Annotated in this window: 19 protein-coding genes; 12 read left to right on the top strand and 7 right to left on the bottom strand. The window is 39.4% G+C overall.

Features of this window, described 5'->3' with window-relative positions; all coding sequences use genetic code 11:
* Positions 1-92 precede the first annotated feature (92 nt).
* Positions 93-614, top strand: a complete 522-nt coding sequence (locus ABJG98_RS05600; RefSeq protein WP_348278503.1) for a mechanosensitive ion channel domain-containing protein — start codon at positions 93-95, stop codon at positions 612-614.
* Here the strand turns inward: ABJG98_RS05600 and ABJG98_RS05605 are convergent, their stop codons facing one another.
* Genes ABJG98_RS05605 through ABJG98_RS05615 form a run of 3 tightly spaced genes read right to left on the bottom strand, consistent with a single transcriptional unit; the run spans position 615 to position 4,085 of the window.
* A complete protein-coding gene (locus ABJG98_RS05605) occupies positions 615-3,296 on the bottom strand; it encodes an ABC transporter permease (protein WP_348278504.1) in 2,682 nt (893 codons plus the stop codon).
* Complete coding sequence (locus tag ABJG98_RS05610; protein WP_348278505.1) at positions 3,293-3,628, bottom strand: helix-turn-helix transcriptional regulator; 336 nt, start codon at positions 3,626-3,628, stop codon at positions 3,293-3,295. Before ABJG98_RS05610 ends, ABJG98_RS05605 begins: the two co-directional genes overlap by 4 nt.
* Before the next feature lie 7 nt (positions 3,629-3,635).
* The gene (locus ABJG98_RS05615) at positions 3,636-4,085 is read right to left on the bottom strand and encodes a hypothetical protein (RefSeq protein ID WP_348278506.1); all 450 of its coding nucleotides are present in this window, start codon (positions 4,083-4,085) and stop codon (positions 3,636-3,638) included.
* A gap of 202 nt (positions 4,086-4,287) precedes the next feature.
* Here ABJG98_RS05615 and ABJG98_RS05620 point away from each other — a divergent pair, with 202 nt between their 5' ends.
* The 6 genes from ABJG98_RS05620 (at position 4,288) to ABJG98_RS05645 (ending at position 10,755) form a co-directional block, all read left to right on the top strand.
* A complete protein-coding gene (locus ABJG98_RS05620; protein WP_348278507.1) occupies positions 4,288-4,620 on the top strand; it encodes a helix-turn-helix transcriptional regulator in 333 nt (110 codons plus the stop codon).
* Positions 4,621-4,622: 2 nt separating this feature from the next.
* A complete protein-coding gene (locus ABJG98_RS05625) occupies positions 4,623-7,238 on the top strand; it encodes an FtsX-like permease family protein (RefSeq protein WP_348278508.1) in 2,616 nt (871 codons plus the stop codon).
* A gap of 88 nt (positions 7,239-7,326) precedes the next feature.
* Positions 7,327-7,644, top strand: coding sequence for a hypothetical protein (locus tag ABJG98_RS05630; RefSeq protein ID WP_348278509.1), 318 nt, complete (start codon positions 7,327-7,329; stop codon positions 7,642-7,644).
* A 123-nt stretch (positions 7,645-7,767) separates the two neighbouring features.
* A complete protein-coding gene (locus tag ABJG98_RS05635; RefSeq protein ID WP_348278510.1) occupies positions 7,768-8,064 on the top strand; it encodes a hypothetical protein in 297 nt (98 codons plus the stop codon).
* 72 nt (positions 8,065-8,136) lie between these two features.
* Positions 8,137-10,332, top strand: a complete 2,196-nt coding sequence (locus ABJG98_RS05640; RefSeq protein WP_348278511.1) for a TonB-dependent receptor — start codon at positions 8,137-8,139, stop codon at positions 10,330-10,332.
* Positions 10,333-10,362: 30 nt separating this feature from the next.
* Entirely contained in the window at positions 10,363-10,755 is a 393-nt protein-coding gene (locus ABJG98_RS05645; protein ID WP_348278512.1) for a cation transporter, read from the top strand.
* A 153-nt stretch (positions 10,756-10,908) separates the two neighbouring features.
* Here ABJG98_RS05645 and ABJG98_RS05650 read toward each other — a convergent pair whose 3' ends face one another.
* From ABJG98_RS05650 to ABJG98_RS05660, 3 genes are all read right to left on the bottom strand, one after another.
* Positions 10,909-11,064, bottom strand: a complete 156-nt coding sequence (locus ABJG98_RS05650) for a hypothetical protein (protein ID WP_348278513.1) — start codon at positions 11,062-11,064, stop codon at positions 10,909-10,911.
* Positions 11,065-11,132: 68 nt separating this feature from the next.
* Positions 11,133-11,822, bottom strand: coding sequence for a response regulator transcription factor (locus ABJG98_RS05655; protein ID WP_348278514.1), 690 nt, complete (start codon positions 11,820-11,822; stop codon positions 11,133-11,135).
* 3 nt (positions 11,823-11,825) lie between these two features.
* Positions 11,826-13,130 carry a HAMP domain-containing sensor histidine kinase gene (locus ABJG98_RS05660; RefSeq protein WP_348278515.1) on the bottom strand — a complete coding sequence of 435 codons (1,305 nt, stop codon included), beginning with the start codon at positions 13,128-13,130 and terminating at the stop codon, positions 11,826-11,828.
* Between the two features lie 174 nt (positions 13,131-13,304).
* On the opposite strand from ABJG98_RS05660, the gene ABJG98_RS05665 reads away from it, so the two are divergent.
* The 5 genes from ABJG98_RS05665 (at position 13,305) to ABJG98_RS05685 (ending at position 20,464) form a co-directional block, all read left to right on the top strand.
* Positions 13,305-15,671 carry an ABC transporter permease gene (locus ABJG98_RS05665; protein ID WP_348278516.1) on the top strand — a complete coding sequence of 789 codons (2,367 nt, stop codon included), beginning with the start codon at positions 13,305-13,307 and terminating at the stop codon, positions 15,669-15,671.
* Between the two features lie 93 nt (positions 15,672-15,764).
* Positions 15,765-17,537 carry a DNA mismatch repair protein gene (locus tag ABJG98_RS05670; RefSeq protein ID WP_348278517.1) on the top strand — a complete coding sequence of 591 codons (1,773 nt, stop codon included), beginning with the start codon at positions 15,765-15,767 and terminating at the stop codon, positions 17,535-17,537.
* A gap of 30 nt (positions 17,538-17,567) precedes the next feature.
* Entirely contained in the window at positions 17,568-18,881 is a 1,314-nt protein-coding gene (locus ABJG98_RS05675) for a hypothetical protein (protein WP_348278518.1), read from the top strand.
* Positions 18,882-18,977: 96 nt separating this feature from the next.
* Positions 18,978-19,670 carry a DUF6261 family protein gene (locus ABJG98_RS05680; RefSeq protein ID WP_348278519.1) on the top strand — a complete coding sequence of 231 codons (693 nt, stop codon included), beginning with the start codon at positions 18,978-18,980 and terminating at the stop codon, positions 19,668-19,670.
* Between the two features lie 59 nt (positions 19,671-19,729).
* Entirely contained in the window at positions 19,730-20,464 is a 735-nt protein-coding gene (locus ABJG98_RS05685; RefSeq protein ID WP_348278520.1) for a DUF6503 family protein, read from the top strand.
* A 55-nt stretch (positions 20,465-20,519) separates the two neighbouring features.
* Here ABJG98_RS05685 and ABJG98_RS05690 read toward each other — a convergent pair whose 3' ends face one another.
* Complete coding sequence (locus ABJG98_RS05690; RefSeq protein WP_348278521.1) at positions 20,520-24,026, bottom strand: ABC transporter permease; 3,507 nt, start codon at positions 24,024-24,026, stop codon at positions 20,520-20,522.
* Position 24,027: the final 1 nt, after the last annotated feature.

The raw sequence follows: 24,027 nt of genomic DNA on the forward strand, positions 1-24,027 counted from the left end.
TACCGTCAAACATTCTGCTTTCAGAAACGGCTACTCATTGAGTAGCCTTTTTTTATTTCCAATTATGGGATAGCAGGAACTAACTTTACCTCATGGAAATATTCACCAATTTCGTTGATAATCTTGAGGCAAACTACTTAGTACAGGCTGCTCTTAGTGGTGTCATCATCATTCTATTTATAGCTTCTAGATGGGTTATTCAAAAAAGTATCAATCGCCTTGGAAACAAGTTTTCATACGACTTAAACCGCACCGCGGCTACTAAGCGTATCCTTACATTCTCTTTATATGTTTTTGTCTTTCTTTTACTGGTCATCATTTGGGGTGGAGATCTAAACAATATTTGGGTCTCTCTTGGAAGTATATTGGGAGTTATTGCCATCGGCTTTTTTGCCATCTGGAGTATTCTGAGCAACATTGTTGCCGGCATAATTATTTACACAATCAATCCATTTAAGATCACAGATACGCTTGTGTTGGTAGAAAAAGATGTAACAGGCAAGGTGATAGATATAGGACTTATCTATACAAAACTTCAAGATAAGGACGGCATCATTACCGTCCCTAACAATGTATTCTTTCAGCAATTAGTTAAAGTTAAAAGCAAAAAGTAGCTACTCTGTCCGAAGCGATTCGACAGGGTTTACTCGTGCTGCTCTAATGGTGTGATAACTGATCACCATTGTGGCCACAATAATAGAAGCCAGGCCACTTACTACAAATAGTCCTACGCCAATTTCTGTTCGATAGGCAAAATTCTCAAGCCAGCTATTCATCATCCACAATGTAATTGGCACAGAGAGTGTAATAGCTATTAGTATTTGAATAGAGAAATCTTTTGCTAAAAGTCTGAAAATAGAGATCGGAGAAGCGCCCATTACTTTTCGAATGCCTATTTCTTTTATTTTACTATTCACTACCAAAAGCGAAAGACCCAATAGACCCAATGCCGCAATCAGAATTGAAAGGAAAGTGGCAATTGCAATTAGCTTATTCATACGTATCTCGCTTTCGTATTGAGACTTGATTTGCTCATCTAAAAAATTAAAATTCCAACTCTCGTTCGGAAACAAACTCTCCCATTCCTTCTTCAGTATCTCCGTGGCCTCCAAGAGGTTTGATCCACTATAAGTAAATACCAGTTTCGGTGTAATAGTATCAACAAAGTCCGCATCTGACACACCTGTTGCAATGGGAATTATGTTTTGAACGATGACTAGAGGTTCTACTTCAGAATGTAGCGAGGTGAAATGAAAATCTTCTGTGACTCCAATAATTTGATGATCACCGAATTCACTACCTGGTAATTTTCCACCTATCGGATTCTCCAAATTAAAATGCTTAACAGCCGTTTCATTTAAGATGATGGATTGTCGTTGGTCTAATCCATTTTCTGCTTCAAAGGCCCTACCTTCTATTATATTAATCCCAAAGGCTTCAATATAATTTGCATCCACTGCAAGCATTCTAAACCATCTAAATATTCCATTGTCATCTGTATACGCAAGGTTGGCCCAGCCACTCGTTCCAAATACATGAGTTCCCATAGCGACATTGGATATTTCAGGATATTTTTCTAATCGCGCTTTCAATAACTCGCCATTCTCCATGCCTGTAGATATAATCTCTGAAAGTCTTTGCGCAGATGGATCTGCTTGCAGATTTGTTGAAACAACCGCTTTATAGTTGAACCCAAGATCTTTATCCTGAAGGTATTGAAGCTGCTTTCTCATTATCAAAGTTGTTGTAATAAGGAATACAGTTATTAAAAACTGGAGGACAACCATTCCTTTACGGGTGGTTAAATTTCCAGTCGATTGATTGCCACCTCTTAAAATATTGATCGTTTTAAAACCCGATAGTATAAGCGCAGGATACGAACCAGCAATTGTTCCAATCAATACTGCCATCAAGAAATATATGATTAGGTGCCACCACTCGAATTGGAGGAAAATTTCTGTCCCGGTGAGTGCGTTGAATACAGGTATCAATAAATATGAAATTATTGCTCCTATGAGCATCGCCACCATACAAAGCAAGATACTTTCGCTGAGGTATTGGTAAATAAGCCCCGCTTTACGCGCTCCCAATACTTTTCGCATCCCGACTTCTTTCGATCTATTCAGCGACTGGCCCGTGGAAAGTGTTGTATAATTAATACAAGCGATTATTAGTACAAGCAATGCAATCCCACCCAAAATATATACATATTGGGGGTTGGCTACTGGTGCATATCCTAAAGGAATGTCAGGATCCAGGTGGATATCAGTAAGTGCTTGTAAGCCAATATTGTATTGATCTCTTTGCATAGGACCATCACCGTAGCCCACATCTCCCATAAGTTCCAAAACCACATCCTGCATCTTGCCATTCACAGCATCCACATGTGCATTTTCCTTTAGCAAAACATAGGTTTCTGCAACAACATTGAACCATGCCCTGAAGGCTCTTTCGCCAAACAGATCACGACTATTCTCTGTTGAGAAAGCAATATCAAATTGGATGCTGGACGTTTTGGGAATGTCCTGATAAATGCCTGCTACATTAAATTCTCTCGAATCTTGACCCTGCTGAAGAGTGAGTACTTTGCCGATTGGATCATTCTCACCAAAATATTTTTTTGCATATGTCTGCGACAACACAACATCATTCCTCGTGGGAAGTGGATTATCAATGTTGCCTTCAAGCATTGTAAAATCGAACACATCAAAGAAGTCAGCACTAATGATAGCCACTCGCTCATTTATTCTATTCTCACCTTTCCCCACCAGATACGTTTGTTCGATGTATTGAACGGCCTTCTCTACTTCAGGGAAATTCTCTTCAAACAAAGCCTCAAAACGCAGAGGTGTTTGTGAGTTGAAGAAAATTTGACCCTCACCGTAATCTTCCTTCAGCCAACTCCTATAAATTCTATCTTTTTTAGAATGAAACTGATCATAGCTCATTTCTTGCTTCACATAGAATCCGAGAAGTAAAAAACATGTTATTCCGATAGTCAATCCAATAAGATTTACAGCACTGTTGAATTTATCTCTCCAAAGTACTCTCAAGGCAATTTTGAAATTGTTTTTAGTTATCATAAGTCCAGATTTTTTGAGTTTTTTGTTTTTTTTGAGTGCTGACCATCTAAATGATCGAATCACAAGCCACCAATAGAGTAGGCTCGCTTGCTTCTTTCCCTCTCGTGACTTTGCATCATAGATTTCATGCAAATCGCCTTGTAGATCCTCTAATAAGTAAGGATCACAAAACCATTCAAGCAATCGGTCTGCAAGTCTTGGAGGATGTGTCATCTTAAGGTGGCAAAAGTCAGCTTAGGCAATTTCTGATATAGTGAATAGCGTAGCTCCATGGATTGATCCAACACGCGCCTTCCAGCTTTAGTCAACGTGAAAAAACGCTTTCTTCTTCCTCCTCTTTCTTGAGAAGCGCCACCCATTTCAGAGCTTACGAATCCTTTTTTCTCAAGACGTCTAAGCACAGAATGAATGGCGGTAACATCCATTTTTCTATTCGTGTTATTTTTAATCTCTTCTACTATGATTACTGCGTAAGCTTCGCTCACCAGGGAGCCAACGGTAAGCAGTACCAGTTCTTCAAGTTCACCTAAGTGTTCTCCTTTCATATCTTCTTTAGTTTAATGTAGGGTATATTGGTTCTCCTTCTTCCATTCCATCTACTGAATCAATTGTGAATCCAAGTAGACGATAAGGTCTGGATTCTTCAAAGTAGAATTGCATCTCAAACCATTGATTTGATTTCTTTCCTTTCACTTTCAATTTATACTGAGTAACCTTTTCTCTCTTCGCCTTGTACACCAGCAGTACTCCTTCCTTTTGCTGAAGGTCAGTAATCATATTTTTTAATTCGTCCAACCCCATTTTCTCAATCAGCTTAGGAGCAAACTTTGTTTTAATCACCTCGTCTGAGATAGCTTCTCCACCTTTCACTACGTCCATGAACCAAAGAATTTTTGATCCAGCAGGACTTTCCTCCAACTGTGCTACTGATTGCTTACCCATTGTTTGACCAAACATGGATGTGTATAATCCTATCAGAATAAAGTAAGTAATTGTTTTCATAAAAATCTTGATTTGTTGTACAAACGCACAAGTTATTTAATTAGTTGTTGTTTTGTACAAGTAATTTGTTAAAGCATGTTAAACCTGAATTTTAGCTCCTTCAAACAATATTTTTAATAAAAACTGCAATTACGAATAATATTTGTAACTATTTTTACTGCAATTACGAATAATATAAGTAAATGCTTAAGAAATTGCTGTTATGAAGAAAACAAAGCTGGGAGAATTTGAAGAACTGGTATTGCTATCTGTGATAGTACTGAAAGAAGATGCATACGGTGTGGAGATTAAGAAAGAACTCGAAAAGAGAATGGAAGAACAGCTCAGTGTTGGATCCATACAATCAGCATTGAAACGAATGGAAGAAAAGGGATTTCTCACGTCAGAGTTTGGAGAGGCTACACAGAAAAGGGGAGGAAAACGCAAGCGGATTTACAACGCCACGCCATATGCTCATAAAATATTGAGTGAAATCAAAAGTATTAGGGAGGAATTCTGGACGCAGATAACTGCGGAAGGACTAAAAACTATCTGATAATGAGCGAGATAGTACCACCAAATTGGTCTCGAAGACTCCTTCGACTGTTTATTCATGGTGAATACCTGGAAGAAATTGAAGGTGACCTGGAAGAGGTTTTTTATGATGACCTTGAATTCTTCTCACTAAAAAAAGCACGAAGACGCTACAATCTTGGTGTCTTAAAACTCTTCAGACTTAGCCTGCTCAAAAACTTAAAATGGATATATAAAATTGGACTAATCATCACTATTATGAGAACAATCAGACTTGCTTTTAGAAACCTCATCAAGTTCAAAACGCACTCTGCCATTAATCTGATTGGGCTTTCCATAGGCTTGGCTTTTGGTAGCTTGATTTTGCTTTATGTATTGGACGAAACATCCTTTGACAACTTTCATACAAAAGGCAATCGGATTTATAAAGTGGTTACCTCTTCACCCCAAGGAGGCATGGAAACAAATGCGCATCCGGTTGGTTATCAGCTGCGAACTAAGTTTCCAGAGGTGGAGTCTGTCTTGTACACCAGATGGGCGGATCCGAGCTTCAAACTTAATCATAAAGACAAGCGCTATGAGCACAAAATTTTCTATGCAAGCGAAGAGTTCTTCCATATTTTCTCTTTTCCACTTAAATCAGGAAATCCTGAAACTGCTTTAAAAGATCCATACACTATTGTGATCACCGAAAGCATCGAAAACACATACTTCGATGGTTCCGCATTAGGGCAGACTTTAACATTGAGAGATTCTATAGATTTCAAAGTGACGGGGGTTGTGAGAGATCTACCGAAGAACTCCCACATTCAATTTGAGATGTTGATGTCGTTCTCAACCTTTCCCAATTTCCGTTACTTTAATTACAGTGAAGGCTGGGGAAATTTTGATATCAGAAATTACCTTTTGCTTAAGAAAGGAGAAGATCCTAAAAAGTTTCAGACAAAAATCGCCAATATTTATAATGAAAACATTGGTGAGTGGCTTGAAGAAATGGGAGTCGAATTCTCGACTAAATTAATTCCACTTAATGAGATTTATTTAGGTGAAAGATTTTGGAACGGCTTTGGCCCGAATGGTTCAAAAAAGCGAGTGAAAACAGTTTCGATAATTGCCATTTTCCTGATCATCTTAGCCTCAATTAATTACATCAACCTCAGCACGGCACGTTCTGCTAACAGATCTAAGGAAGTCGCCATGAAAAAAATAGTTGGCTCATCCAGAAAGGGAATTATTGCTCAATTCATGACTGAGTCTTCCCTCCTTACACTTATCGCCTTTGGCTTTGCGGTGATTCTAATTTTTAGCATACTCCCATTTTTTAATGACCTGATGCTTAAAAATTATGATTTGAGTTCGTTCTTCAATTTTAAATTTTTTCTGGGTGTTTTAACTCTACTCGTATTGGTTTCATTTCTTTCCGGATATTATCCTGCAATGGTCATATCCAGACTTAAACCGCTCAATGCTTTGAATGGGAATTTGAATAAGACTTATCAAGGATTGAGCTTAAGAAAGATGCTTATCACCATCCAGTTTTTCATTTCATCTTCTCTTGTTTTGGCCACCATTTTGGTAATCAGTCAAATTAATTTCATGCGAAATCAAGAGTTGGGATTTGAAAAAGAACAGCTGTTAATTGTGGATGCAACAGATGTACCTCGCAATGGAGCCAGAGAAGTCTTAAAAAATAATCTAAAGAATTTGCCGGGTATAAAAGTTCTTACGCATACAAATGCGCTTCCCGGAAGGCCCGGATGGCAAGGACAATGGGCTTATCCTGGAAAGCAAGAAGGCCAGCAAGTAGATACCGAGTATATGGCTATCGACGAAAATTATGTTGATGCATTGGGTCTAAAACTAATTGCAGGTAAAAATTTTGAGCTGAGTAGACCGTCTGAGCTGAGAGATGGCCTAATAATAAATGAATCGTGTGTTTTAGCCATGGGTTGGAAAAGTGCAGAGGATGCTATCGGTAAGCTTATAGTATCACCATCAAAAACTCCAGAAGGAACAGTAATTGGCGTGGTGAAAGATTATCATGGTCTTGGACTGCAAGACAAAATATGGCCAAAGGCTATGGACTTTGCCAGCGATCAATATGGCCGTTATTATGCAATCAAATATGATGCGACACAGACATACGATTTGATTAAAGCAATTGAAAAAGCCTGGGATGAGTCTTTTAAAAGCTATCAGTTGGAATATTTTTTCCTCGACGAAGATTTTGATCGGCAATACCGGGAGGAGAATCAGTTGGCCAAAGTGCTATCCATTTTTGCAGTAATGGTGATCATTGTATCTGCTATAGGCCTCATGGGCTTGATTTCCTTTGTTGCTTTGAGTCGTACCAAAGAAGTAGGCATTCGTAAAACCATGGGAGCTAGCATTCCTCAAGTCATTCTGATCCTTTCAAAGGAGTTTATGTATCTGGTTTTCCTAGGAAACATCCTTGCTATTCCATTAATCTACTACTATGGTAATGAGTGGCTCAACGATTTTGCTTACCACACCTCTATCGATCCGCTCATTTTTATCATAACTGCCGTTATTACTTCGGTGATCGCTTTCCTAACAGTTGGTTTCCAAACTTACAAAACAGCAAAGATGAATCCTGTTAATGCTTTGAGATATGAATAGTTTACAGAGCCAAGGTATCGGTTAGGTTGATTGATTTATAAATACTCCTTTTATAAATTGACCAAAAAATGTCATTTAATTTATTGAGATGGGAAGAATTGTTATAACCTGTTATCGTCCTAAAAAGGGCAAAAAAACAACTCTTGAGGAGCTTACAAACGAACATTATGGAATCTTAAGAGAAGAAGGACTAGTAACGAACCGAACGCCTATTATTATGAAATCAGTTGATGGATGTATCATTGAAGTGTTTGAATGGAAATCAAAAGATTCGATAGATCAAGCACATTCCAATCCTAAAATTCAAAAATTATGGGAACGATATGGTGAAGCTTGCGATTTTGAGAAGCCAATCAATATTGCAGAATTTGAAAACATCTTTTCAGAATTTGAACCGTTTAACTAAACCTAAACATTTAAGTATCGTATCTTTGCATTAGTGCGCATTTTTAAAAACATAGCGAATACATTTCTAGCAATCACGTTGCTGGTTGCTACTACAGGTATTACCCTAAACAAGCATTACTGCATGGGTAGACTGAAATCTATGGCTGTGAATGAACATGCGGAGCATTGTTTTGAAGGTGAAGAGGAGCAAATGCCTTGCTGCAAAGACATAAGTGAAGAACTGAAGGTAGAAGAATTCACGACCGTAGGGTTTGATTTCGATGCTACTCCAGATCTGTACCAATTAGCTGTTGTTCATTTTGTAATGCTGCAGGATATTGATTTCAGCGGGCAAACCGATCATCCTCAGTTCCAACACTACAGCCCACCACTCCCCGACCGGGACATACCTGTACTTGTACAGTCCTTTCTGATATAATACTGATTGTGATTTTCTCTCAGGGATAGTGTTATCCCTCATTTTCATATTCACAATCAAAATTTAAAAATCATGTATATAAGATTAGGCTTAGCAGTAAGCTTAGCAATATCAACCTTACTTAGCTTCGGGCAGATCGTGCGAGGTATGGTGGCTGATCAAAGTCACCAACCATTGATAGGCGCTACAATTATGGAACTAGGTACACAGAATGGAATTGTAACTGGAGTTAACGGTGACTTTACGCTAAAGCTCTCAAACAGAGATAGCAAAATAGTGGTTTCGTATTCCGGCTTTTTGGCGGACACGATAAATGCTGATTTATCTCAGATGATGCATATCATGTTAAAGGAGAATACTTCAGAACTAGACGAAGTAGTTGTGCAAGCAAGCAGTACCTTCATGGACAACTTGGAATCCAAGCACATAGAAGTGATTACCGAAGCGGAACTGACCAAAGCTGCTTGCTGTAACTTATCCGAAAGCTTCGAAACCAATGCATCGGTGGATGTTTCGTTTACAGATGCGGTAAGTGGTGCGAAGACGATTCGTATGCTTGGACTGGATGGGAGATATGTGCAGATCAATCGCGAAAACATTCCTAATGTAAGAGGGCTTTCCGGAAGATATGGGCTTTCGTACGTGCCTGGTACTTGGGTACAATCCATCGATGTGGGCAAAGGTGCAGGTACTGTTGTCAATGGCTTTGAGTCGATGACTGGACAGATCAACGTGGAACTTAAAAAGCCTGAGACCAGCGAAAAACTGTATCTCAATGGATATATCAATTCATTTGGCAGAGTGGAAATCAATGCAAACCATGCAAGAGACATCAACGATCAATGGAGCACGGCGGTACTACTGCATTCCAACTATTTCAACAATGAGGTTGATCAAAATGAAGATGGATTTATGGATCTACCAAAAGCACGACAAATCAATGTGATGAATCGATACAAGTTCAGTGGAAAGAACATGGAATCCCAGATTGGATTCACTGTCATGAGAGATGAAAAAGCAGGAGGCCAGTTGGGATTTGACTTTGGCGATGACTACCGCTCGTCTACACAATATGGATTTCAAAATAAAACCACGCGAGCGGAGATCTTTGGAAAGACAGGACTACTGTTTCATAACAAGCCATATAAAGGCTGGGGATTCATCTATTCAGCTTCTTACCTGGACATAGATGCTGGATTTGGAAGAGACAATTATGAAGGAACAGAAACCACGCTTTATGGAAATGTCATCTTCCAAAACATCATCGGAAACTCTTTTCATCAATATAAAACAGGTGTAAGTATTCTTTATGATGACTTTGCAGAAGTGTATGCTGATTCAGCCTTTAATAGACAAGAAGTGATACCAGGGCTATATTATGAATACACCTATGCTCCAGGTGATAAGTTTACTTTGCTTCTCGGAGCTCGCAGTGATTTCCACAACCTTTATGGTACTTATTTCACCCCGCGCCTCCATTCAAGGTTTCAGTTTTCTGAAAACACAACGCTTCGAGCGGCTATCGGCAGAGGGTATCGGACGCCCAATACCATTGTGGAAAACAGTAACATTCTGGTCTCTTCGCGAAGGCTGGTGATCGAGGAAATACCAGAGCCTGAAGTATCCTGGAATATGGGCGGCAGTTTAACCACCGCTTTAAACGTTGGTGATAAGAAGCTTAATTTAATAGTTGATTACTTCTACACACGATTTGAAAATCAACTGATCTATGATATGGATCAAAATTCAAGTGAATTGCGTGTGTATAATCTGCGTGGAGATTCGTATGCTCATAGTTTCCAACTGGAAGGAAACTACCAATTTTCCGATCGGTTGAGTGCTAAAGCTGCATACAAATTTTATGATGTACGTGCTACCATTAACGGCGAAGTAAAGGAAGTTCCATTCAACTCCAGAGATCGGTTTTTTCTGAATACAACATATGCTACACGATTTGACAAATGGGAAGCTGATGCTACGCTTCAGTGGTTTGGATCAAAAAGATTACCGGATACCTCTGACAAACCTGCGGAGTTTCAACGTGATTCTTCCACACCAGATTTCTTTTTGCTAAATGCGCAAATCAGTCGTGGATTCCGATGGGGTAATATTTACTTGGGCTCTGAGAACCTGCTTGGGTTTACCCAGAACAATCCAATCATTGATGCTCAAAATCCGTTTGATGATAACTTTGATGCATCCATTGTTTGGGCTCCGGTGGCGGGAAGGATGGTGTATGCTGGATTTAGATATAAGATCAAGAGATAATTTAAAAATTTAAGATTAATAATTAATAAAATGAAACTATTACTTTCAATACTAGCAAGCATGATTCTTTTCACTTCCATGGCTCAGAAAGAGCCTTTGGAGGTTGATGGTGGATTTAAAGTTGAGATTAAAACCTCTGCGATTTGTGAAATGTGCCAATATACTTTAGAGAAGGATTTAGCATTCGAAAAGGGCGTAAAAGAAGCTACACTTAATCTGGATGATAAAGTAATGAGCATAGTTTACAACCCAAAGAAAACGGATGCCCAGGCATTGCGAAAGCGTATCACTATGGTAGGATATCATGCGGATACGCTAGCAAGAGATGCTAATGCATATGATAAACTACCTATGTGCTGTAAGGATGGCTCTCACGGAACGCCGATACCTCAGGTACCTTTAAAAGCCAAAGGTGGAAACTAGATTAGTTATTTGATACGAAGCTTGGAATAATTCCTGGCTGCACTGCAATAATCGAGGAAAGATCTATTTAATGATTCGTCATTAAGTCTGGAGACATAACTGGCGACGGACTCTTCATTGTCTGCCAACTGATCGTTCCGAATATGGCAAGATTTATTGAGATCCGAAACGAGTCTCTTGATCGACTTCCTCAATTCCCCTTGTTGGGATGAGTGCTTTAGGTGTATCATGTAGTAGCTGGTTATCTCCAGCCAAAAGAAAGGTAAATCTGGTAAAAACACTACCAGATTTGCTTCTATTTTTCCTCATCACCTGTTTTTTATTTTTTCGTACCCATTCGGCAAAAGATCATGGAGGTTTCTAGGTAGATTTTTCAACTACCTGACTTCACTGTCCTGCAATACAAAACCTTTGCCATGAACATTCACAATTTGTACCGATGGATCTGCTTTTAGGTATTGGCGTAGCTTATGAATGAAGACGTCCATGCTTTTCCGATTGAAGAAATCGCTTTTTCCCCAGACGTTTTTCAAGGCTTTATTTCGATCCAACACTTCATATTTACTCTCGCAGAGTAATTGGAGAATCTTTGCTTCTTTCTCTGTCAGTCTATGTGACTCTTCACCAAAAGTTAGAAGTTGATTATTACAATCGAAATAGTATTTGCCAATGTGATAGGTGTTGTTACGCTCGGTAGAATCACTGGCTGTTCGTTTAATCAAGGCTTTAATCCGAGCAATTAACAACTCTTGATCAATCGGCTTTACGATATAATCATCACATCCAAGTCGGAATCCTTTGAGCTTATCTACTTTGAGAGCCTTTGCTGTAAGAAACATGAACGGGATATCCGGATCAAGCTCGCGAATCTCTTTTGCCAAGGTAAATCCGTCTTTAAGTGGCATCATTACATCCAGTAAGCAGAGATCAAAAGTTTGCTGCTGAAATGTACGTAATCCCTCCTCTCCGTCTTTTGAAAGTGTGACATTAAAATCATGAAGTTCCAGATACTCTTGCAGAATGTACCCAAAGCTCTCGTCATCTTCTACCAATAGTATTTTACCCATGTTTTATCCAAATGGAAAGTATAACCGAAACTCACTGCCCTGGTTGAGTTTACTGCTCAAATCAATGCTGCCTTTATGTTCTTCAATGATCTTCTTCACATAGCTCAGTCCAAGCCCAAAGCCTTTTGCATTTTGAATATTGCCGGATTCTGCACGGTAAAATTTATCAAAAATGTATCGTTGAATCTCCTCACCTATCCCAATTCCATTGTCCTGAATGGATATCTCTATTCCCTCCGTGTGATCTGAAGTCGAAATTGCGATCAGCGGAACATCAATAGTATACTTAAGCGCATTGTCTATCAAATTGTAAATGATATTTACCAAATGTGTGCCGTCTGCCATCACCTCAGACTGAGTGGCGTGGAGATGAAGTGAAATAGCTCCTTTACGCTTGCTGACTATGAGCTCCATGCTGTCCACTACTCTCTGAATGACCTCATGTACATCCAGTCGTTTCTTCTCCAGAGTGAAATTTCCTGAATCGATCATCGCAATTTGCAATACTTTATCCACCTGGCCTTCAAGTCTTTTAGCTTCTAGCTCAATCAGATTGAGGTAGTTAGCTCTCTTTCTTTTTTCAATCTCAGGATGGTCACTTTTGAGCATGCTCGTAGCCAATGCTATTGAAGCAATCGGTGTTTTAAACTCATGCGTCAGGTTATTGATGAAATCATTTTTGATGAGTGACAGTCGTTTCTGTTTTCTGATGACAATGAGTGTGTAAGCGAAACATCCAATCAACAATAAGATAAAAATGAGAGACATCATAAGTGCACCACTGGACTGTGCAAAAACATATTCGTCTTGATCGGGAAAAAACAATGCAAGATGAAGATTGCCCCCGGCTGAACATGTGAGATTAGCCCAACCATGACCTCTTTCCTTCGGATTTTCGCAACTCACAAGTTCAAAATCCAGGCTTGCGCCATCATCACCCATGACAAAGTTGAAACCATCTGTATCCTCTTTGTGGACGTAAACTGCATATTCGTAAGCCAGGTCAATTCCATGTGCTTCAAAAATAGGTTCGAGTATATTTTTCATGTGACGATCCATGACTGGATCGTTCAACTTATTGCTCTGTCGCATGCGATGCTCTGCCTGTCTCAGTTGCTCTGAATAGTGAGGATTTGTAAGAAATTCTTTTGAGATTTTGCTTGCTGCCAAATCGACTTTTTGAAGAAAAATTTGCTTATTAGTTGTCAGGGAAGACCTCAGATTTTGAATCTGTAAAACAGAAAGCCCAACCAACGCCAGAGAGGCTAAACCAATAACAATGAAAATCGCTCTTTTAGATAATTGCATTGGACATGCATTTTATTATATGGTATTAATTAACGGATTGTTTGTCTTTAAATCAAGCTATTTCGACCATTTAACTCTTTTTTAACCAATTTAACTTTTCATTATACCTATTTAACCAACCGTTATTCTTCTTACCTTAAATCGTGTCGTATTGTTACACAAACAATTTCGACTATGAGCATATTTTTTAATCTTAGCCTACGAAATTTTCTTAAGTCTGTCGGACTAAACAGCCTCAATATCCTTGGTCTTTCGCTGGGAATCATCGCAGCATTACTCATCACCGCATATGCAGATCACGAATACCACTACGATCAGTTTCATCAGAAAGCTGCCAATATCTATCGGATGGAAGCTAAAACCAATGGTGAAGCTTGGTTTTCTAATTTGGGAGTGGAGCATTCCAGAGAACTCATGGGAGGAGCTTATCCAGAGGTTAAAAATCGTGTGCTGGTAAATCGAGCCCCAAAAGCTTTCTTAACTAATGGTGATACCAAGTTTGCTGAAACGAACATTATTCAAACCAATCCGGGTTCGGATTTTTTTAACTTTTTTGATTACGAACTGGTAGAAGGAAATAGAGAGAATCTGCTGCAGGAACCAAACACAATTGTCTTAACCAAATCAACTGCAGAAAAATACTTTGGCGATTCATCACCTGTTGGAATGGTGCTTACACATGATACCATTCAGTATAAGGTGACCGGTGTGATCGCAGACTTACCTACCAATACTCACCTCAGTTTTGATATTATCTATATCAATTCAAGTTTATATGAGAGGGATCATCATCATTCTCAAAACTATTTTGAGTTGGTCAATGATGTCAATATTACTCAGCTTGAAGAAAAAATCGAGGCGATGGATGTAGCGCTCAACGATTTTCACAAGCTATCGGAAGTGAAGCTCCTGCCGGTTTCTGACATCTACCTTGAGTCAGATGCAGCTTTTGGTGCTGGTGGAAAAGGAGATCCGCTGCAGTTAAAGGTATTTCTCATTGTTGGGGCGCTAATACTTCTTATATCGATCACCAATTATGTAAATCTTTCGTTAGCAATTTATCTCGGCAAAGGAAGGGCTGTTGGAATTAGGAAAGTTTTTGGTGAGTCTAAAACTCAGATTGTTCTTGCATTCATATACGAATCTCTTACTACGATTATTTTGACCATTCCTATCATATTAATCGGTTTCAGTTTTGCCCTGCCAGCCTTGAATATCTTATTGGATGTTAATCTTGAAAACAAGCTATTGACATCCTCAGTCTATATTTTGGGCACCCTTGGCTTTTTGGCACTCATCAGTATTCTCACAGTGCTCTATCCTGCTGTCGCGCTGAGCAATACGGATGTAAACTCACTATTGAAAAGTAAATCTGCGATGAACATCACCGGAGGAACTAAATACAGAAATGGCTTGATTTTTTTACAGTTTATTCTACTCTTCACATTGGGTATTTCTGGCTGGTTTATGAATCAACAAATCCGATATCTTGACAATAAAGACATGGGTTTTGATCCGGTCAATGTCATTAAGATCAATAACGCATATGAGATAGGTGAATTTGCAAACTATGAGCTTTTTAAAACCAAGCTTCTCACCTATCCTCAGATCGGTGGCGTTGCTTTCGGGCCCATGATGGGCGATGGAATGACACCTTTGGCCTATAAAGTAGAAGGCGTAGATGAAACTTATGAAAACCTGCTATCATACGGGGTAGACATAGACTACTTCGAAGTGATGGGCATGGAACTGACGCACGGTGACTTCAAACGTGTATTGCAATCATCTGAAGCCGGCCAAATAGTGTCTCTTGTAAACCATAATTTCATCAATCGCTATGGCTGGCAAAATGATCCTCTTGGTAAGAAAATTACCTTACGCCCAGGCACAGAAAACGAGCTCAATAGAAAGGTTTCTGGAGTTTTTAAGGACTTTCATTTTTATACGCTCAAGGAAAAAATTACTCCTCAGATAATATCGCTGAGGACCGACCCTCAATTTGTGAATACCAACATTCTTATAAAATCTAATACTGACAACCTGGAAGAAGTAATTAATATCATTGAAGATCAGTGGTATCAGATTCAACCTAATGTGCCTATGGAATACGATTTGATGGATGAGGCAGTCAAACAAATGTATGCCAAAGAAAGACAGACCGGCCAGATCAGTATTTCATTTTCCATTTTAGCTATAAGTCTATCGGTGCTCGGCTTAGTGGGTTTCATGATCTACATCATTGGCTTAAAGTCGAAAGAGCTCACCATTCGCAAAGTACTAGGAGCTTCGCTTCTTCGTATCATTGGGGTGTTGAATCAAGACTTATGGTTCATCGTATTCACAGCCGCCATTTTAGGTAGCCTCTTTAGCTATCTGGTCGTCAGCTCCTGGCTGGAGGATTATGCTTATACCATCGATATGAATCCATGGGTTTATCCATTTGCATTGATTTTGGCTTATGTTTTGATATTTGTGATTACTGCTACGAGATCGATCAAGTGGTCAAGGACCAATCCAGCACTTAATCTCAATGACGAATGATCGTCCATCCATCAAATTTTACAGATTAATTCACTGGGATACTTTACCTAAGGCATAGAGAATTGTTATTCTTGCTTTTTGAAAAGCATCGTGGTGAAAGTTTACGAAAACTACCTAAAATTATTTCAAGAGAAATCTGCCCAACTCGCTGCTAGCGATCGGAGAATCAGCATTTACCGGTTCATGCTGATATTAGCTGTGATTATCCTTGGTTATCAATATTTTGAAGCAGAGCAAAGCATACTATTAATTGCTGCACTTCTTATCCTGATTTCATTTGCATCGCTAATAAGCAAACACAAAGCTGTACGTTGGGAAAATGATCTAACAAAAGCTAAAATTTCAATCAACAAGGAAGAGTTGACTTATTTGAGCAATGGCCTATTACCTTTCGAAAATGGCAAAGAATTCATTGACACAAGTCATGACTATTCGTACGACCTAGACTTCTTTGGAGATCATTCACTTTACCAGCACCTCAATCGAACAGGAACAGTAACCGGGAAGCGTGTGCTGGCAGAATCGCTCCTGCATATTCTTTCCAAAGATGAAATCAATAAGAATCAGAAAGCAGCAGCAGAATTGAAAGACCGTCTTGAGTGGCGACAAGAAGTTTTGGCACTTGCACGATTAAAACCTGATACGTCGGAAAGCGTTGAGGACTTAATAAGCTGGTCACAAAAAAAGCCAGCCCGGATTGCAGGTGTGATCAATCTACTCTCATATGTCAGCCCAGTACTTATTTTTGTCACACTTCTGGCTTATTTATTTACTCCAAATGAACTGATGGGTCGGATTAGCTTGCTGATTTCAATTATTAACCTGGGCATTGTAGGCGCATTCTTTAAGTCCATCAAAAATGAGCTTGTAACAACAACCAGAATCGAACAGATACTCAAGCAGTATTCACTCCTATTCAAACAAATTGAAAACACCACTTTTGAATCTGAAAAGCTACAAAAACTAAAGCAACGACTCATACAAAGAGACCATAGAGCAAGCGCAAGCATTCATCATTTATCACTACTCTTTGGCCGCTTGGAGCACGTTCAAAATATTTTTGCCAGTCCAATTTTAAACGGAATTTTTCTCTACCATCTACATGTGCTTCGCGGACTTTCCAATTGGCGGAAAAGCTATGCTACTCATATTGAGGATTGGCTTGAGGTGATTGGAGAATTTGAGAAATTCAGCAGCATAGCCAACTTCAGCTATAACAATGAAGACTTCACATTTCCAGAAATTAACGATAACCAGCAAATTGTATTTGAAGAGCTAGGACACCCACTCATTCAACGCAAGAAAAGTGTAACCAACTCCATCAATCTTCAGCCTCAATCCTTCTTTATACTCACAGGTTCCAATATGTCTGGGAAAAGTACCTTTCTCCGCACACTTGGTATCAATATGGTTTTAGCAGGAATTGGAGCTCCGGTATATGCTCGGAAAGCCTCTATACATCCTATTCCAGTACTTGTCTCAATGCGTCTATCAGATTCGCTCACAGACAGTGAATCTTACTTCTATGCAGAGGTAAAGCGTCTCAAATACATTATGGATCAATTGGAAAGTCAACCGTGTTTCGTACTCCTGGACGAAATACTAAGAGGTACAAATTCAGACGACAAGCGCGATGGCACGATAGAAGTGATTAAGAAAATGGCTGAAAAAAAGGTATTTGGAGGAATTGCAACACATGATTTAGAAGTGTGCAAAGTAATGGATCAATACCCTGAGACTTTAACCAATAAGCGGTTTGAAGTAGAGATCATAGATGAGGAATTGGTATTTGATTACAAACTCAGAGATGGGATATGCCAGAATAAAAGTGCTTCCTTTATCATGAAAAAGATGGGTGTGATATAAGGAGTCATTCCTTATACATAACTTTATCTTATGCGATTCATAATCACCACAACCCTCCTCTTTACACTCAATTGCTCTTTTACACAGAATAAAGTCGATAACGATTCCAGAATTACCGAATTAGTAATGTCTATGTCTCAGCGTTCGCTGGTTATGCCAGGTTATCTGACGGATTTAAAAGCATTAATTGCCATTCAGGCTTACCATTTCTGGAAAAATGGAGATATAGAGCCATATGTCTCCCACTTAAATGTCTACAAAGCACTTTACGAAGCAAACAAATACCTTGGTTATGATTCGATTCGCAACAGGGTTTATAATCAGGTGGGCCTACATTCCAACAGAGTTACCAGTGTAGTTTTCGGAACTGACCCCAATTACTACTATTCTTCATCTGCTGATGGTAGTGTGCTCAAATGGGACTTAAGTAATCCTCATGGTATCCCTGAAACAGTTTACGATTCAGATAAAATCATTCAATCCATAGAAATGTCGAAAGACGGGAAAGTTCTAATGGCAATCTTTTATCAGAATGGACTCGCACTTATACCAACGGATGAAAATATTCAAGAAGATTTAAGCATCATAGAAGATCCACAACCTGTACAAACAGCCACTTTTATTCCGGGCCAAAGAAAATACCTAAGCGTCACACAAGACGGAAATCTACTGATGAAAGGATTTGATGCTAAAACTCAGCATGTAGGTAAGACCGCATTAAGAGTCAATCAGTTGAAAGTGGACGAGCAAGATGGCACCATATACGCTGGAACCGAACAAGGAGTGTTAGAGGCTTGGGAAAAACCTTACGAGGTTAAAGAAAGCCCTGTGAAAGACATTATGCAGTACTGGAAGCAACAGTCCTACTTCGGCTACAAGCTAGGCTCATTTTCTATCAACTGTATGGATATAAGTCCGGACGGAAAAACTTTAGCTATTGGAAGGGATCGTGGTGATGTGATCCTGTGGAACATTCAAAAAAAAGAACTCATTCGTATCATCTCAGGGCACCAAAGCACAGTCACAGATATTCAGTTCAATCCAAAAGGCAATTTACTTTTAACGACAAGTCGAGACGGAACTGCAAGAATCTGGGATCTAAGAGAATCAAAAAAACTCCCCATCATCCTGGATGATCATGACGATTGGGTTTTCACCGGGAGTTTCAATCCCAGCGGAACACAAGTAATAACAGGAGGTGGAGATGAATTCATTCGCACCTGGCCGGTTGACCCTGCCTACTTCGCCTTTCGCATTTGTGTGATGGTGAATCGGACAATGACACAAGAAGAGTGGAACGAGTTTGTTGGATCAGATATTCCTTATGAGGTAATATGTGAGTAGTATACATCTGAGAAATTTATAGCCTTATCGAAGTTTAGTTTAAAGTTTCATCAGAAGGGGCTTTCTTGGTAGTTCAAAACCTAATCATTAGAACTCATGCTAAAGCAATTTTCACACTCACTACTCACTTCAGAAGAATTAGTTGTCATCGCTGAAAGACTCATACAGGCTGTAAATGCAACTTCACTGAAGGATACCTTGGAAAATAGGATCAAAAAAACCACAGATGCATCTAACGTTTTATCTGAATCGCTCAATGAAAGCCTCTCAAACGTATATGCCTCTCGTGTACAACAAGCAGATTTGGTAAGAGATGATGCCTTTCAAGCATTTAAATATGGAGTTTTATCAGCATCCTATCGGACCGAACCATCCATCAAAAAGGCAGGCGAGAAGTTAGTAGAAATAGTTAGGAAAAGAGGGTTTAGCCTCTATAATCTGGGATACATCGCCCAAAGTGAAGCCATGAGAAGTTTGGTTGAAGATCTAGATAGATGTGCACCTGAAATATCCCGTGCTGGTGTGGCAGACCTATTGGAAGAGATGCTGAATGCTCATGAACAATTCAACCAGGTATATCACGAGAAAATCAATGACGGAACTACTAGTGAGACTCCTCAAGTGGTTGTTTGGAAAACTGAGCTATCGAAGCAAATCACTTTATTTCTAAATCATGTTGAGCTACTCGAAGAGGACAAAGAAGAAGGAATAGAGAAATTAGTAGGCAACCTAAACAATATCATCACGGACATGATGGAAGAGGCTAGAGAAAGACAAAAAGCTGCCTAATTGTATAATTGCAGTCTCAGAGACAAATCCTTTCCATGTGTCTTACGTATGGAAATGAAATGAAAAAATTCATCGTACTTATTTTATTCGCCTGGTCGTGCAAGAGTTCCGTGCCAACTGTCCAGGAAGTGGTTGATGAAGCCATTGTTATTTCTGGCACTCAGAAAATGAGTAATGCCTCTGCATCATTTACTTTCCGAAAGATAAAATATGAATATGCAGCTGAGAATGGCCGATATGCTTACACCCGGATCCAAACAGATAGCGCCAAAAATGAAATCAAAGACGTGCTTACCAATGATGGGTTGGAGCGCTATATTAACAATGAAAAAATTCAAATTACTGACGAAAAAAGAACAGCTTATACCAGCTCAGTAAACTCCGTCATTTATTTTGCATTTCTACCCTCCTCACTCAACGATCCAGCCGTAAATAAAACACTGCTAGGAACCGTTGAGATAGATGGCAAAAGCTACTTCAAAATCATGGTCACGTTTGATGTTGAAGGTGGTGGAGAAGATTATGAAGATGTATTCTACTATTGGTTTGATACCGAAGACTATAGTATGGATTACCTCGCCTATAGCTACAACGAAGACGATGGGCAAGGCATCCGCTTCAGGGTGGCTTACAACGCGAGAAAAGTCAACGGTGTAGTCATGCAAGATTATCGTAATTTGAAGCCAACATTAAAAAATAGCGTTCCACTCGAAGAAATTGATCAAGCTTACCAAGATGGCAAGCTTGAAGAACTATCGCTCATTGAGTTGGAAGATGTTGTTATTTCATTTTAGCAGAGACACGATTCAATTCGAAGGAGAACATCTACTCATCAGTCTTCTATAGACACTATTCGTATCTCAGTGAATCCACCGGATTGGAATAGGTAATTTTCATCACGGCAGAAAAGACACTTACCAGCGAAACTCCAAATAATATAAGGATGGCAAACACAAAAGGCACAATACCAAATGGAGCCTGGTAAGAAAACTCCTGTATCCAGCTTTGCATCAAAAGGTAGGAAATTGGCAAGCCTATGATCAAAGCTACAAGTATCAGTCTAGCAAACTGTCCAAGGATCATGCGCATAATTTGTCCTGATGAAGCGCCGAGTATTTTACGCATCCCCACCTCTTTTATGCGTTGATTGAGCATTGCAATGGCCATTCCCAATAATCCAAGACTTGCAAGAACCATCGCTATAACCGAAAAAATGGAGAAAATAGAGAGGGTTCGTTCCTCTTGCGCATACAAATCAGCAAGATCCTGATCCAAAAAATGGTATTCAAATGGGAGTTCACTTTCAATATTAGCGTTATAGATTTCTTCAATTCTAGCGATTGTTTCAGCAAACTGCTGTCCTTCTAGTTTCACCAACATATTTCCTGCTCCCAACGGCTGAACAGCCATCATCAGAGGCTGAATTTCCTGATGCAGGGATTGGAAGTGAAAATCCTTAATGATCCCTATGATCTGCATTTCATATTCTCGTCCACTCGCATCTTGCACCAGGGTCATACCAATTGGATTTTCGACAGTCAATTGTCGTGCAAATGTTTCATTTATAATGACCCCTCCTACCGAATCCTTGGTGAAGGATCTATCAAACATCCGTCCTTTAACTAATTGAAGCCCTAGCACCTTTTCAATTCCATAATCAACCATAATCTGAGATACATCCACCCGATTATCGGGTGCATCTCTTAGAAAATATGGATGTTGATTGAATTGACCACCAGGAACACTTGAAGATAACGCAGAAGCTTTAATACCACTGATGGTAGCTAATTGCGCTTGTGTGCTTCTAAGCGCGGTAAGATCTACATTTCCCTTTGCAATACTAATGGGAACATTCAGCGAGATTATTGCCTCCTGATCGAATCCAAGATCTTTATCCTTCATGTATAGAATCTGATTGTAGATAATTAAACTTCCACTAATCAAAATAGCAGAAATAGTGAATTGAACAATTACTAACACACTTCTTAATCTTACACCTTTTGCAGATGTCGTAAGTTTCCCTTTAAGAACATCTGTTGGCTTAAAGGATGATAATGCCAACGCAGGGTAAAAACCTGCCAATAAGCCTACACCAATGCCAATCAAGAGCGCTTTCATGATGAATGAAATGTTGAATAGGTTATTAATTTGGAATTGCTTTCCACTGATGTCATTAAACCCATCTAGGAGAAGAGAAACTATGAAAAAGGAAAGACATAGAGCAAAAAGTGAAAATATGATTGACTCAAGATAGAACTGACCGGAAAGGTTTTTTGAAATAGCGCCTAATGTTTTTCGTACCCCAATTTCCTTTGCCCGCTCAATTGATTTTGCAGTGGTAAGGTTCGTATAATTGATAGCTGCAATCATTAACAAAAAACCAAGTACTACTAGTAGAATATAGACATACAGGACATTGCCGTTGTTCTCCAATTCCCATCTAAGATGAGAGTTTAAGTGAATGCTTGCAATTGGTTGAAGTTCAAATTTTTCATCTGCGGCAAGAAGGGTTTCTTTTCTACTTTCATCTATATCTAGATAACCCAAAACCCATTCGGGAATCTTGGATTCAAGTTCCTGATAAGATGCCCCTTCCTTCAATCTAATGTAATTGAAGTGGCCAAAATCTGCCCATGTCATCCAATTGCTACCTGGATTGATTTGTTTGAGCGTCACATAAGATATCAGTCCATTAAAATGAAAATGGGAGTGCTCCGGCATATCTTCGACTACTGCAGACACCGCATTGGGCATATCGTTAATTTCAAGTTCTTGTCCAATTGCACTGGAATCACCAAAGTATTTATTGGCCATCGATTCGGAAATCACAAAGGAGAATGGCTTTTTCAGCGCATCTTTATCCCCCTCCAGTACTTTCAATTGAAAGACCTCTAAAAATGTGGAATCAACAAAAAAGAAGTCGGGTTCTTCGAAGATGATGTTGGATTTCACATTCTTTACCCGAATCTCATCTCTGCTCAACCCTGGCCCATACCATGGAGAAATACTCACAGCTTGTTCTACTTCAGGAAAATCGGCTACCATCGCTTGTGCCATTGGATGTGGTGTCCGTGTTTGCGGATTGTCAGACATCCATGCAATCCGGTATATTCGGTCTGAATCAGGAAGCGATTTATCATAAGATAATTCATCTTGAATGTACAGATATATCAATATCCCACACGTAAACCCTACGGTCAACCCAAGTATATTCAGAAAGGAAAAAAGTCCATTCCGCTTGATATTCCTACTAAATACTTTGAAGAAATGCTGAATCATGTCGTTTGTTATTTTGAGGTTAAAAACATGATTCAAACTAAGCGTGCCCTGACCTGATGATGGTACGTTCCGTTCGGATAGACGTTCTTCCCCATAAGTCCGTACGTCCTTTGCTTCCCTATAATCAGACGGTGTTAGGCCCGTGCGTTTCTTAAAAGCGGTATTAAACGCTGATTTAGAATTGTAACCTACCATCGTAGCGATGTTCTCAATTTTAACCTGTGCATACTTCTCCTGACGCAGCATACCGCAGGCTTCACGTACCCGATAGCGGGCCAATAGATCCTGAAAACTGAGCTTTAGTGATTCATTCAGTACTTGAGAAAGGTGATGTGTGGTGGCGCCTAGTTCTTCCGCAAGCTTAGTCAATGATGCATCGTCACGTTGATAAAACTTCTGATCAACCATGATAGACTCCAGCTTATCCACAATGGCCGACTTAATTACAGGAGTCAGCGTTGACTTCTTGTATTTATTGCCCACCGGCATTGGAGTCAAAAAAGAAGATTCTTTCACTATCTGATTCAGAATCTGAGCAATGAAAATCAAAAATAGTACACCAAATACCATCTCGCTGAAAGTTGAGATCGAACCGATAATTAGCATCAAATTGAATGCGACAAAGTTTCTAAACCAGGCAATCCGTGATCCCGGATTTCGGAAATAGGAAAAGCCTCTCGATTGGCTTTCGAAATACATAAGGCGCAAGGAAAACAAAACATATACTACGCTTAGTATACTGCTAATCATCCAGACAAATCGTTCTTGAAGAAAGATCGTTGACGCTAACAAAATCAAGGCAGGTATTAGATGCGCCCAACTACCTCTTTGTTTTTGGTAGAAAAAAGCTCTGACATAAAGTAAGAAAATGATGGAGGTAATTCCATGAACCAATGGAATGATCTGTGCTTCAAACTGTTTAGCGACAAAAACGCTGAGATAGGCAAGCACCAACAAACCAAGCCATCGTCCCGCTGGATATTTACCCAATAGAAGCAAGATTCCCGATAGCCCTCCTATCAGAAGAATGCTCATCATGAAAGTTTCCATCCACGGAAATGATAGCCATTGATCCATT

This window comes from Ekhidna sp. (assembly GCF_039960695.1).
Taxonomy (GTDB): Bacteria; Bacteroidota; Bacteroidia; order Cytophagales; family Cyclobacteriaceae; genus Ekhidna.

What these genes read in the sequence shown, in the direction of transcription:
- ABJG98_RS05680 (WP_348278519.1), top strand. Translation starts at nt 18,978, where the DNA reads ATGCTAAAGCAATTTTCACACTCACTACTCACTTCAGAAGAATTAGTT.
- ABJG98_RS05690 (WP_348278521.1), bottom strand. Translation starts at nt 24,026, where the DNA reads ATGGATCAATGGCTATCATTTCCGTGGATGGAAACTTTCATGATGAGC.
- ABJG98_RS05635 (WP_348278510.1), top strand. Translation starts at nt 7,768, where the DNA reads ATGGGTAGACTGAAATCTATGGCTGTGAATGAACATGCGGAGCATTGT.
- ABJG98_RS05655 (WP_348278514.1), bottom strand. Translation starts at nt 11,822, where the DNA reads ATGGGTAAAATACTATTGGTAGAAGATGACGAGAGCTTTGGGTACATT.
- ABJG98_RS05660 (WP_348278515.1), bottom strand. Translation starts at nt 13,130, where the DNA reads ATGCAATTATCTAAAAGAGCGATTTTCATTGTTATTGGTTTAGCCTCT.
- ABJG98_RS05610 (WP_348278505.1), bottom strand. Translation starts at nt 3,628, where the DNA reads ATGAAAGGAGAACACTTAGGTGAACTTGAAGAACTGGTACTGCTTACC.
- ABJG98_RS05665 (WP_348278516.1), top strand. Translation starts at nt 13,305, where the DNA reads ATGAGCATATTTTTTAATCTTAGCCTACGAAATTTTCTTAAGTCTGTC.
- ABJG98_RS05600 (WP_348278503.1), top strand. Translation starts at nt 93, where the DNA reads ATGGAAATATTCACCAATTTCGTTGATAATCTTGAGGCAAACTACTTA.
- ABJG98_RS05675 (WP_348278518.1), top strand. Translation starts at nt 17,568, where the DNA reads ATGCGATTCATAATCACCACAACCCTCCTCTTTACACTCAATTGCTCT.
- ABJG98_RS05645 (WP_348278512.1), top strand. Translation starts at nt 10,363, where the DNA reads ATGAAACTATTACTTTCAATACTAGCAAGCATGATTCTTTTCACTTCC.
- ABJG98_RS05640 (WP_348278511.1), top strand. Translation starts at nt 8,137, where the DNA reads ATGTATATAAGATTAGGCTTAGCAGTAAGCTTAGCAATATCAACCTTA.
- ABJG98_RS05620 (WP_348278507.1), top strand. Translation starts at nt 4,288, where the DNA reads ATGAAGAAAACAAAGCTGGGAGAATTTGAAGAACTGGTATTGCTATCT.
- ABJG98_RS05615 (WP_348278506.1), bottom strand. Translation starts at nt 4,085, where the DNA reads ATGAAAACAATTACTTACTTTATTCTGATAGGATTATACACATCCATG.
- ABJG98_RS05630 (WP_348278509.1), top strand. Translation starts at nt 7,327, where the DNA reads ATGGGAAGAATTGTTATAACCTGTTATCGTCCTAAAAAGGGCAAAAAA.
- ABJG98_RS05685 (WP_348278520.1), top strand. Translation starts at nt 19,730, where the DNA reads ATGAAAAAATTCATCGTACTTATTTTATTCGCCTGGTCGTGCAAGAGT.
- ABJG98_RS05650 (WP_348278513.1), bottom strand. Translation starts at nt 11,064, where the DNA reads ATGAGGAAAAATAGAAGCAAATCTGGTAGTGTTTTTACCAGATTTACC.
- ABJG98_RS05605 (WP_348278504.1), bottom strand. Translation starts at nt 3,296, where the DNA reads ATGACACATCCTCCAAGACTTGCAGACCGATTGCTTGAATGGTTTTGT.
- ABJG98_RS05625 (WP_348278508.1), top strand. Translation starts at nt 4,623, where the DNA reads ATGAGCGAGATAGTACCACCAAATTGGTCTCGAAGACTCCTTCGACTG.